Origin of the sequence: Flavobacterium sp. W22_SRS_FP1 (genome assembly GCF_052113685.1) — a bacterium.
GTDB lineage: Bacteria > Bacteroidota > Bacteroidia > Flavobacteriales > Flavobacteriaceae > Flavobacterium.
Genome location: NZ_JBGQOE010000036.1, coordinates 1 through 11669, shown reverse-complemented (window position 1 = coordinate 11669; position 11669 = coordinate 1). Strand labels below are relative to the sequence as shown.

General features: G+C 30.5%; 10 protein-coding genes. 8 read left to right on the top strand and 2 right to left on the bottom strand.

What is annotated here, in order from left to right; translation table 11 throughout:
* Window positions 1-144 precede the first annotated feature (144 nt).
* The 8 genes from ACEN2H_RS14450 (at window position 145) to ACEN2H_RS14415 (ending at window position 9351) form a co-directional block, all read left to right on the top strand.
* Entirely contained in the window at window positions 145-555 is a 411-nt protein-coding gene (locus ACEN2H_RS14450) for a hypothetical protein (protein WP_441733555.1), read from the top strand.
* Window positions 556-557: 2 nt separating this feature from the next.
* The gene (locus tag ACEN2H_RS14445; RefSeq protein ID WP_441733553.1) at window positions 558-1826 is read left to right on the top strand and encodes an ABC transporter permease; all 1269 of its coding nucleotides are present in this window, start codon (window positions 558-560) and stop codon (window positions 1824-1826) included.
* A gap of 5 nt (window positions 1827-1831) precedes the next feature.
* The gene (locus ACEN2H_RS14440) at window positions 1832-2716 is read left to right on the top strand and encodes a hypothetical protein (RefSeq protein WP_441733551.1); all 885 of its coding nucleotides are present in this window, start codon (window positions 1832-1834) and stop codon (window positions 2714-2716) included.
* Between the two features lie 47 nt (window positions 2717-2763).
* Window positions 2764-3594, top strand: coding sequence for an endonuclease/exonuclease/phosphatase family protein (locus tag ACEN2H_RS14435; protein WP_441733549.1), 831 nt, complete (start codon window positions 2764-2766; stop codon window positions 3592-3594).
* Window positions 3595-4043: 449 nt separating this feature from the next.
* Window positions 4044-5969: a hypothetical protein gene (locus ACEN2H_RS14430; protein WP_441733547.1), complete on the top strand. Its 1926-nt coding sequence runs from the start codon at window positions 4044-4046 to the stop codon at window positions 5967-5969.
* Between the two features lie 11 nt (window positions 5970-5980).
* Window positions 5981-6379, top strand: a complete 399-nt coding sequence (locus ACEN2H_RS14425) for a hypothetical protein (protein WP_441733545.1) — start codon at window positions 5981-5983, stop codon at window positions 6377-6379.
* The gene (locus tag ACEN2H_RS14420; protein ID WP_441733543.1) at window positions 6379-8871 is read left to right on the top strand and encodes an Hsp70 family protein; all 2493 of its coding nucleotides are present in this window, start codon (window positions 6379-6381) and stop codon (window positions 8869-8871) included. The genes ACEN2H_RS14425 and ACEN2H_RS14420 overlap by 1 nt, the downstream gene beginning before the upstream one ends.
* A gap of 12 nt (window positions 8872-8883) precedes the next feature.
* On the top strand, window positions 8884-9351 hold the full coding sequence (locus tag ACEN2H_RS14415; protein WP_441733541.1) for a hypothetical protein: 468 nt from the start codon (window positions 8884-8886) through the stop codon (window positions 9349-9351).
* 1692 nt (window positions 9352-11043) lie between these two features.
* Here ACEN2H_RS14415 and ACEN2H_RS14410 read toward each other — a convergent pair.
* Complete coding sequence (locus tag ACEN2H_RS14410) at window positions 11044-11235, bottom strand: hypothetical protein (protein WP_441733539.1); 192 nt, start codon at window positions 11233-11235, stop codon at window positions 11044-11046.
* Entirely contained in the window at window positions 11222-11590 is a 369-nt protein-coding gene (locus tag ACEN2H_RS14405) for a hypothetical protein (protein ID WP_441733537.1), read from the bottom strand. The genes ACEN2H_RS14410 and ACEN2H_RS14405 overlap by 14 nt, the downstream gene beginning before the upstream one ends.
* Window positions 11591-11669 lie beyond the last annotated feature (79 nt).

Here is an 11669-nt window from a genome sequence, read left to right as displayed (position 1 = left end):
CAAATGTATACACAGATATTGGTTAATGACTTTTTGTATGTAAGTTTACAAATGTTAAATAAAACTAAAATTAGCTACTAATTTAAACTTTGTAAACTCTGAGCAGAAATTTATCTTGATATATTAAAAACTTAAACCTAAAACATGGATACAAATAGTAAATTAACGATTGAGTTAAAAAGTCATTTTTTAAGACTTTACAGTATTGCCTTATCGGATGATAGATTTGATATTTTGGAGCTTCAAATGCTATATCGTTTTGGTGAAGACAGGGGTATTCGTAAAGAGGAACTTGATAAATTATTTCTAAATCCAGCAAATCATACTTCAGATATAATAGAAGATTTAAATACCAAAATAGAATACTTATATGATTTAACAAGTATGATATTAGCGGATGGCAAGGTTGAAATTGATGAACTCAATGCCCTTAAAAAATATTGCAGAAAATTTGATTTTCTAGATGAAAATATTGACGAGTTAGCAGATTACCTTATTGATAGTGTTCAAAAGGGAACTAAGAAAGATGAAATAATTAATCAGTTAAATTCTTAAATATGAAATCTCTAAAAAATTTATTTAGTACAAAAAAAATAGATGTTGTAGAAGACATTGCTGTAGAAGATAATATTGAAGATAGGGAGCAAATAAGAATCACTTACTATCAGAGTGGATTCGCAGCAAGCATAAAAGCTTCAGGAAAACCAATCGTCTTGAAGACTTGTTTTCAGAATTTACACAGCACTTTTTTAGACCAATGTAGAAAGCAAGTATCGGAACAAGTACGACTAAAACAACCTTTTAAAGAAGAACAAGAAAGAAAGAGAACGGAATTGAAAAAACGGGAAACTGCAGTTGGTATTTATGAATCAAAGGAGCAGGAATTCATTACTTTAATAAGAGATATCAAACATGATATTCGCGATGTTAAAATTAACCCGGGACAGCATGATATAAACGATGGTAAAGGAGCAAAAGCACGCTTTGTTATAGGATTGTTTTTACTTCTACCAATAACGCTTTACTTATTAGTTTTCTATATATCTGCATCCTATTCCGCCTTTTTTAAAATATTTTCAGATGATAGCCTTACTGCTGCTATTTTTGATGCTGATGCACTTACAAATTCATTTAATGCTAGCTGGTTAGAAGGCGTATTAGTAACAACTATTCCATTCGTTTTTATGGGGTTGGGCTTTGTAATCCATATGGTACAAAAGGGAGAAGGAAAAATAAACGTATTAAGAATTTCAGGATTGTATTTGTTGACTTTTCTCTTTGATGCATTGCTTGCATATCAAATTGAAAAAAAGATTTATGAATTCAATAAAGTGCTGGATTCACCTCAATATAATTTACGAATAGCTCTAGGAGAAGCAGAGTTTTGGATGATAATTTTTGCAGGTTTCGTTGTATACGTAATCTGGGGATTAGTTTTTGATTTTGTTATGAAAGAATATGAAAATCTTGACGAAATAAGTGTATTTATTAAGGGGAAGCAAGATGAACTGGCAGATGTTTTAGCAGAAAAATTAGAGAACTTCAATAAAATCACTGAATTTGCTCAAAAAGTTGTTGAGACAAATGGAGTAATTTCAGAACTACAAACTAAGATAGATGGATTTGTCTTTCCAGTGAAGGAATACGAGCTTTATCATAATCAATTTAAAGAAGGATGGTATCAGGCTATCGGAACTCAATTAGCTTTAGCCCATAATGAAAAATCAGAATTATACGAAAGTTGCGACTTACTTTCAGATAAACACTTGAAAGACTTGAGCATAATTACAGACGATATTCAATTCTTAGAAAATTCTCAAAATTAATAACCATGAAAAAAAGTATATGTATAATTATGTTGACTGTGGGGACTGTTATTACCATTTCTTGCAAAAAGGAAAAGGGTGAGAAGGTAACTAAAGACACATCGAATAATATTAATCTTAGTATACTTCTCGATTTGTCTGACAGGATCAGTCCTCAAAAATATCCAAACCCAACGATGGAATATTACTTGCGAGATGTAGGCTATATAAATTCTGTTTCACAAGCTTTTACAGACCACCTGAGGAAGAAGAAAGTAATAACGATAGATGATAAAATGCAACTTTTTTTCGAGCCAGCTCCTCTTAATAGTGAAATAAACTTGCTTTCAAAGAACCTTAAAGTAGATTTCAACTCTAAGAACATATCAAAAGAAAGCATAGGAAATATAAAGAGCATTTATTCAACTGATCCATTAAAGATTTATAAATTAGCAATCCTAGATAGCAAATATATTGGATCTGATACTTGGCGATTCTTTAAAGGTAAAGTAGATGACTATTGTATTGAAGATGGGTATCGCAACATTCTAATTGTATTGACTGATGGTTATATTTTTCATAACGACACTAAGATGAAAGAAGCAAACCTGACTACGTACCTTACTCCTAAAGTTATATCTGAAAACAATCTGAATTCTTCAGATTGGCTAGAGCAGATCACTGAGAGAAAATTGGGGTTTATTAAAGCGAATAAAGATTTATCAAATCTTGAAATATTAGTGCTTGGTATAAATCCAAATTCTAAAAATGCATACGAAGAAGATGTAATTAAGACCTACTGGAGCAATTGGTTTGACGCGATGAAAGTAAAAAAATATGTCATTAAAAATGCCGACTTGCCCTCTAATATGGATAAAATCATTAAAGATTTTATTTCGAATAAAAATTAAGAACAGATGGTTGCCCTCATGATAAAGAATAATCCACTCTAAAAAAAATGAAATTATTTTTGAGTAAAATTAATAGAACAGTCTTCTTTATTATTTTTCTATTGTCTTCATGGACGACAGTTTTAGCACAAGTTAAACTAGTGTCTTGGAATATTCAAAACTTCGGAAAATCAAAATCTGCAGTTGAAATAAACTTTATAGCAAATACTTTAAAGAACTACGACATTATTGCTATACAGGAAGTGGTAGCTGGTTACGGTGGCGCACAAGCAGTAGCTAGACTGGCCGATGAACTTAATCGAAAAGGAGTAAAATGGGATTATGTTATAAGTGATCCTACATCTAGCACTCCATACAAAAAGGAACGGTATGCTTTTATTTGGAAAACAGCGCATATAAAGAAAATGGGAAGAGCATGGCTAGAAAAAAAATACCATTTAGAAATAGACAGAGAGCCCTTTTATTGCACTTTCGAATATAAGAAAAACAAATTTACAGTCGTTAATTTTCATGCTATTACCAAAAGTCAACAGCCTGAAACTGAAATAAAGTATTTTAAATTTTTACCAGCGATATATCCTGACCTAAACCTCTTGTTTGTAGGCGATTTTAACTGTCCCCAATCACATACCGTTTTTAATCCATTGAGGAAAATGGGATATCAGTCTATTCTGGTGAACCAGAAAACTTCGTTGAAACAACAAGTGAAAAACAACAAACACCTGGCTTCTGAATATGACAATATGTTCTATAACACCTCCAAAGTTAACCTCCTTAATAAAGGAATAATCTCTTTTTACAATAATTTCAGCTCTTTAAAAGAAGCCAGAACGATTTCGGACCATATCCCAATTTGGTTTGAGTTTTCATTAAATTAAGATTACCCCATCAACTGCGGATTTGTGCATAAAACAGAAGGTGCTTTTTGAGACTTTTGAAGAACTGGGATCAAAATTAAGGAAAGAGTTGCCCGAAATTTTATTTGAATAAAACTCAGGACGCTTAAAAGCATCCTCATCCTTTGCTGTTGCTGAAATTAGTAATTTCTCGCCAGTAATTACTACTAGAACTAATACTTAGTTTAAATTATCCGTTCTGATATAAGTTTATTAAAGCTACCTCTGGGCGGTTTTTTTTATTAAATATCACTAAAAGTGGGTATAGGAAATGCAAAATAAATGATCGTATTTTGTTAATATTAGTATTAAGTTACTTGTTAATTTAGAAGACAAACTTTTTTTGTTTCATTAACAAAGTTCTAGACACACATTTGGTTAGTCTTCGTCATCTTATATTCAGTTAATAATTATAATAATAAATCTAAAGGATGCAGTACATCAACCCTATCGAAATTTTAGACTTATCCAAGGCTACAGATATTAGTAGTATAGACAACGAAAAAATAAAAAAAAACAGAAAAAGATTATTTGCTGATATTGAATTATCAGATGGTGAAGTCTATGATTATTATGGCGTTAAATTATCAAAGGGAGATTGTGAAAGGGTTATTGATGATCTTGCGAATCCAACTAATAAAGAATTCTATTTGTATTTATCGAATAACAGGCAGTTAAATGAGTTTTTAATAAATGGAAATGATTCTATCTTTAATAATTTTAAACATGATAGCATTTTTAAACTTCCTGACTTCATAACATTCATTAGTCCATATTTCACTCCCAAATTTGATCATACACTTTTTATTGCTTTTAAAAACAAAAACATTAGTCACTTAAAAGCAATATTAAAAACTGATTTCTTTATTTCACAATCAGATGTAAACACTGCCTTTAGAACTCTTACTAATGATCTACAAAATAAAATTAGTGAAATTAATGAAATAAGAAAAGATATAAAAAATGAAGAGAGTAATTATGATGAAGACGATATTCATAAAGTACTTGAAACTGTAAAGGATTATTTTCCGTCAGAATTACTCAATTGCTTACCTCAATATTTTAATAGTCAAATATTAAAAATAGCAAAGTCAATAAATTTTCTTTCTAATTCAATTTGGGATGCTTTTGACACAACTCAAGTTCCAAACGATTTAACAAAATATTTACTTACATTAAATATAAGCGGTTTAGAAAGACCTGTTTTTGAAAAAAACTATAAAATAATAAAAAAGAAGAACGACGAGAGAATTGAACAAGAAAAGCATGGTCCTGTTTTAAAAAAGTATGCATCATTTATCATAGAGTCAAAAATTAAAATTGAAGGTGTAAAAAACAAAACCATTACGCCAGCACAGTTAAAAATTTGGATTGAAAACAATCTTAACTTTACTGTTTTAAATAATTTAGATGCTGTCTTCAATGAAATTAAATCTCAAATTGCAATAACTTTAAAAATTTTATCGGTAGAAGTATATAATAAATATTCTGATGTAGAATGTTCAATTTACTTAATAAATAAGGCTAACAACATAAATAGTATTGACCCCTCTTTTAAGGAAATTATTAAGAATGCAAGTAACGATTTACAAAAAATAAAGAGAGAAAAAGAAATACGTTTACTACGTAATTTACAATTACCAAAAAATGTTGAACGTTCATTCACATCAACAAGCCCTCCCAGCTCTAATAATAACGGAATTATATGGCTATTTGTAGCGATGGTGTTTATTGGTGTAATGGTTAGTTTAGGTTCGGAAAAAGACACAAATAATTATGCTTCGGATGAAGTTTATCCAATTGATACTGTTGCAGTAGATACTGCTTCGGTAGCAGTAGACATACCAGCCATAAGAGATTATGATGAAATCTATAATGACACTATTGATACAGCTCAAGAATATATACCAAGCCCTTATTTAGGAAACCAATTAATGAATGGTGCATCTCCATTAGATGATTGTTTTGGGAAAGGTCTGTACAATGGGCGGGCTACTTTAACTATAAAAAACGGGGGTTCTTCAGATGCCATAATTTGCTTATATAGTATTTCAGATGATCGAACAATAAGGAATGAATATGTACAAAAAGATTCAAATTTCAAAATGTCAAACATTTCCCAAGGCAATTATAAAATTAGAGTATTATATGGTAATGACTGGAATCCAAATTTAACAAATAGCTGCGGTAGTACTGGTAATTTTGAAAATAACGTTAATTTTTCAGAATTTGATAGCACAGACTATTTTGAAGACAGTGATCGTGGTCATACCGTCGCAACAATTACACTCTATACCGTAGAAGGAGGGAATGCCTCTTCTTCATCAATTGACCAATCAACTTTTTTTAAAAAATAAAAAACAATAAAATGCAAGAAATTAAAAAAGCAACTGTAAAAGTACCTCAAGTTTATCTAGATTTTATGAATCAAATATTTGAAATTGAGAAAAAGTCGACAAACTTAACTGAAGAAAATTCAATTTATAGAAATGTGAATAAGCTAAAAGGAATCTTTGAAGAAGAATTTTTTAAGGGTAGCTCAACTATTGGGCTTACTTATCATAACCCATTAGGAGAGACATATTCAGATACTCGAACTGATTGTGAGGCTACAATTGCAGGTACCGAAGTAGTGAATTTAGAAATTATAGAAGTGATAAAACCGATAATCTTTTTTTCTTATCAAGACAATGAGAAAGTATTAAAAATAATTGCTCAGCAAGCTGTAGTTATCGTTAAATCAAAAAATATAAATCAAGACATATAATGGAAAATACAATTAACTACGGCATTGACTTAGGAACTACTAACAGTGCAATTGCAAAATTTATAAAAGGAGAAGTAATTGTTTTCTCTAATCCTCAAGATTATGGAAGAATCACTTTACCCTCAGTGGTTGCATACAAAAAAGATAAAATTACGGTTGGAAATAAAGCCAAAGAATTTCTAGAAAAGGACCCCAAAAGTGTGGTCGGAATTTTTAAAAGGAAAATGGGAACTTCTGAAAGTTTTAAAATCAAATCAATAAATGAATCAAAAACTCCGATCGAGCTTTCTGCACAAGTTCTAAAAGAGCTGAAAACATTTGTAAATACAGGAGATGATTTAGACGCAGTAGTTTTAACCATTCCTGCATCGTTTGATACAATTCAGTCCAATGCAACTAAGGAAGCTGGGATGCAAGCAGGTTTCAAACAAGTGGTATTGCTTCAAGAACCTATAGCAGCAAGTTTGGCATATGCTAACATGAAAAAAGATCGTGAAATGAAAAATGGAAAGTGGCTAGTCTACGATTTAGGAGGAGGAACTTTTGATGTTGCTCTTATCGAAATTAAAGATGGTGAAATGAAAGTTTTAGATCATGAAGGAGACAACTTTTTAGGTGGTGCTGATTTTGATAATATGATAGTTGAAAAATTAGTTATTCCAAAAATTTGTGAAAAATATAGTTTTTCGAACTTAGAGAGTGAAATGAAAAGTGCGTCAGGAAAATACAATGCAAAATATTATGCCTTACTAAGAAGAGCTGAAGAAGCCAAAATTGCGCTATCGTCCATGACTTCATCTGAGATTATTGTAGATGGCTTCGAAGATGAAGATGGTAATGAAGTTGATATGGAAATTATAATCACTCGTTCTGAGTTTAATGACCTTATAAGACCTAATATTGATGGTACCATAGAGATGATTAAGGAAATTATTACGAGAAAATCATTAAAACCAATTGACATCCAATTTACGTTGATGGTAGGTGGTTCGACGTATGTTCCTTTTGTACGTAATCGCGTTGAGGAGGTTTTACAGATACCTGTAAATTGTGAAATAGACCCAACAACTGCTGTTGCTATTGGAGCGGCTTATTACGCAGCTACAAAACCCAAAGAAATTTTAGTAGAAAACACTAAGAAAAAAGAGACCTTAATTTCTATAAAATCATCCTATAATAAAGCCTCTAAAGAAAAAGAGGAATTATTTGCTGCTAGGATTACAGGGGATATTGAAGGTTTAAATTATCGGATTTTACGACAAGATGGAGGGTTTGACTCGGGATTAAAAAAATTATTAGAAAGAATTAATGAGGATTTACCTTTAGTAGAAGGAGCGTACAATTTCTTTAATCTAACCGTCTATGACAATTTAAATAATATAGTTGAAACGAATATTGATCCAATAGGAATAAATAGCGGTTTTGGTATTAGTGGTCAACCGATTCCAGAAGATATCTGCTTGGAAGTTGATGATTATGACAATCCGGGTCAGACTAGGTTGGTACCAATATTCCAAAGGAATACGATTTTACCATCAAAAAAAACATTAACATACCCTTTAAATAAATCAGTAATAAAAGGAAGTACCGAAGATGTGATTAGAGTCAATGTTTTAGAAGGGTCAAGCTTGGCATTACCAGAAGCTAATAAAGTTATTGGGTACATGGAAATTACGGGAAATATGCTAAAAAGAGATGTTTCAAAAGGTTCTGACATAGAAATCACAATAACAATATCCGAATCTAGAGAGTTGAATGTATCGGCATACCTCAATATGGCGGATCAAGAATTTAAAGAAATTTTTAATCCAAAAGAAAGGCATACTTCGGTAAAATTTTTAAAAGAACAAGTTGTCGAATTAACTGCAAAATTAAATTTAGAAATTGAAGAAGCTACTGAAAAGGAAGATTATGAAGCTGCTGGAACTCTTAGTAAGTTGAAAAAAGAAATGGAAATAGTTTGCAATGAAACTGAGAATCTAAAAAGCGATGACGTTACTGACAAACGTTATCAATTAGAAGATAAAAAAAGAAAAATTGCCAAAGAAATAGATAGTGCGACAAAAGACAAAAGAATTCAAAAAGTTAAAGTCCTATATTATAAAGTTAAAGAGGAATGCAATGAAATGTTAGACAAAAATGGTAACGACCACGAAAGAAAAACATTTAATGATATTGTTTTGCAAGAGGAGGCCTTTTTTTCTACCAATAGTCCTATAAAAATCCAAGAAAAATCAGATGAAATACACAGTATTTTATCCCGTATTAAATGGAGAACTCCTGATTTCTTAATGAACATTTTTCAATGGTGTAAAAAAAATCAGACCAGGATGAATGACCAAACTCAAGCTCAAAGTTTAGTTGAAGCTGGTAATTTTGCAGTAGAAAGCGAAAACTGGGAAAGATTATCAGACATAACTAGTGGTTTGTTAAATTTAATGCCACAAGGAGCAGAAAAAGAGGCTACTACAAGAATAGGATTTGGTAATTAAAAAGTAAAAAAAATGAAAAATCAAGAATTTAAAAAATTTCTTTTTAGATCTGCAGTCATGACAATGGCATGTGATGGACACATTGCAGATGAAGAAGTTTCAGAAATAGAAAATATGGTTTTGAATGAAATCTATTTTATGGGACTTGATTATGAGGACCTACTAAAAGATGGACTTGACAATATAAAAATAAAGGGAAAACTTGCCATAAATCAATATTTACAAGAATTAAACAGTATTGAATTAAATGAGCATCAAGAAATATTGCTCATAGAAGTGATATTAAAAATTATTGAAGCCGATAGTAAAATTCAAACTGCTGAAATAAAATTTCTGCAATTGGTGAAATCTAAATTAAAAATAGAGGAACAAACATTGATTGTGAAATTCCCAAGACAAATTGATTATCTCATAGATTTTAATAATTATGGTTTTAACGATGTGTTTATGGAAGAGATTGAACTAAGTAAAGCCAAATAAATAATAAGGGAATGTAAGACTTAAACTCTCCTTAGGGATTACCCTCCGGAGTTTTTTTGTTTTAATAAATAGCTGTAACCGATATGTGCTAATCCTTCTAAAAAGACCCTATCTTTAACTTTCTTTATCAAAACGAAAAAGAGATGTTTTTGATTGAAAGTTAATTTTTGTTCGCTCTCCGTGATCAACAGAAAAGGCGCGGTCGTAGAGCTATTACATGGAACCATTTCAACTATTATTTTTCGGCTAGTTTCCTTAAAGGAATTTTAGTATTAAAAACCTCGTCCATTGCCTCTTTGGTTTCATCATAATTTACTTGATAGTAATCATTTAGAGTTTTCATATCTGTATGACCATTAATGGAGGCTATTAGCTTTTGCCTTCACAGTAGCACCGAAAACCTCTAAAGAAATTTAGGGGTTTTTTTACGGCATTTTTTCAACTAAACTTTCTAGAAATTCTAATACTTGGTTTGAGAATAAATCAATAATCTTCATGAAAGTCAAGTCTGTAATAAAAGAGATTTCAGGCAATTTATATACCCTTCAATGTAATTGATAAAAATGTTACGTTCTTATTGTTAAGAACTTATGGTTATAGAACCAAGTTGGCTATATAATGAAATGAATAAATAAGGATATGAAAAATAAAAAGACACTTTTGTTTAGCATAATTAAAAAAGGACTCGCTCATAGTAACCCAGCTTTACTTCGAATTATTTTTGATACTGAATACACCAAAATAGACTTTGGCTTTACCACCAAAGAATCTATATAAAAAAGGAGGGGCAGAATGGAGCAGAATACTTCTATAGAAATAAAAGAAACTGGGAAGCACTATGTATTAACTTAAGCTATTGGTATTCCAATCAATCCAGAGTATCATTATTTTGAAGCTAAAAAAGAATGGCACTATTTCTCTTTATAATTGCTAGCAATTCCTTAAACCGATTGCACCATAAACATTATCGAAATCAGAAACGGCTCACGAAACGATATAAACTATTATGATATCGATTTGAAAATTGACAAGGGTCTGGAAATTTTGGAATAACAAGATAATGTACTTTGATGGTTTTTAATACAAAGTGACACTCAAATAAAAATAAAAACAATTAGCGTTACAAAACTTTTTCAATCAATTATCTACAAAGTACTAGAAGTTAAGATCAAGTTTTTATAAAATTCATGGGTAAAGTGCATTCGCAGTTGTCATCTTAAAACAAATTCTATCTAAATAAAGACGTATTCTATCCGTATTGTAAGCATATTAATTTGGATTGCTTTTCTTTAAAAAAGTAGTTTTTTTTCTGGTTTTTTGTGAAATCTACTTTTAAAAAATTATTACTTACAACAATAAATATTCTAAATAATATTTTTTTTAAAAACCAATATCGATATATACTTCTGATATTTAATTTTACATATTATTTTGAGGATTATTTTATAATGGTAGACCTAGTTTACAAGTCTTTCTGTACTAACTTTAGCTGAAGTACACTTGCACGTTGATTAGGTACAAGAATTGTTTTTGAAAGCGCTTTTTATTTCCCTGATCGTATGGAACTTTAACCATAAATCTAATTTGATTTTTGATAGTAAACATTCTCGGTAAATTTAAAAAAAAGAGCTAGAATTTGGTTTTACGTTCAACCAAATTCTAGCTCTTTTTTTTAAGTTCGAATATTTTAATTTACATCAATTTTATCTTTTCCTGGTGCTGTTCGCTGGCAACATAAATTGTTAATCCTATAACTAGTACAGCAGCGGTTATACCAAGGAAAATAAGTACTTCGTTATTTGACTTTAGCCTATAGTTTTCGGCTAAAGTTCTTTCAAAATCAAAATTTTTCGGTACTGTTGTATAATTTCTAAAGTCTATCATTTTTTATAATTTTAATGTTATCTGTTCCCTCTGTGTCTATCAGTATAAATTCATAAACACAATTTCTTTGTATTCCTTGATACATAAATTGGTGGGTTATACAGTCAGTCCGAAAGCCTTTTCCTTCCATCCAAAAAATATTAAAAACATTGTTGCCGCTTGGCACATAAATTTCCTTAATGATAATATGGTTTTTATGGAAATGTTTATCTAAAAAGGCTCTTTCTTGTCTTAATTTAGAAGCTTTAAGGTTATTGTGTTTAATCCGGTTTTGAGGACGGGCAAATTTCTGGGATATTTTTTTAGGATAAAATATCTCACCTGTCAGAGGGTCTTTTAGTGTGATTGGTTCCATACTATGAACTTATTTTATTGTTATCTAAAATGCGTTCTATTGTCGCAACCTCATATAAGTATACATCACCTAACCTTGT

What these genes read in the sequence shown, in the direction of transcription:
- ACEN2H_RS14425 (WP_441733545.1), top strand. Translation starts at nt 5,981, where the DNA reads ATGCAAGAAATTAAAAAAGCAACTGTAAAAGTACCTCAAGTTTATCTA.
- ACEN2H_RS14450 (WP_441733555.1), top strand. Translation starts at nt 145, where the DNA reads ATGGATACAAATAGTAAATTAACGATTGAGTTAAAAAGTCATTTTTTA.
- ACEN2H_RS14435 (WP_441733549.1), top strand. Translation starts at nt 2,764, where the DNA reads ATGAAATTATTTTTGAGTAAAATTAATAGAACAGTCTTCTTTATTATT.
- ACEN2H_RS14410 (WP_441733539.1), bottom strand. Translation starts at nt 11,235, where the DNA reads ATGATAGACTTTAGAAATTATACAACAGTACCGAAAAATTTTGATTTT.
- ACEN2H_RS14440 (WP_441733551.1), top strand. Translation starts at nt 1,832, where the DNA reads ATGAAAAAAAGTATATGTATAATTATGTTGACTGTGGGGACTGTTATT.
- ACEN2H_RS14445 (WP_441733553.1), top strand. Translation starts at nt 558, where the DNA reads ATGAAATCTCTAAAAAATTTATTTAGTACAAAAAAAATAGATGTTGTA.
- ACEN2H_RS14415 (WP_441733541.1), top strand. Translation starts at nt 8,884, where the DNA reads ATGAAAAATCAAGAATTTAAAAAATTTCTTTTTAGATCTGCAGTCATG.
- ACEN2H_RS14420 (WP_441733543.1), top strand. Translation starts at nt 6,379, where the DNA reads ATGGAAAATACAATTAACTACGGCATTGACTTAGGAACTACTAACAGT.
- ACEN2H_RS14430 (WP_441733547.1), top strand. Translation starts at nt 4,044, where the DNA reads ATGCAGTACATCAACCCTATCGAAATTTTAGACTTATCCAAGGCTACA.
- ACEN2H_RS14405 (WP_441733537.1), bottom strand. Translation starts at nt 11,590, where the DNA reads ATGGAACCAATCACACTAAAAGACCCTCTGACAGGTGAGATATTTTAT.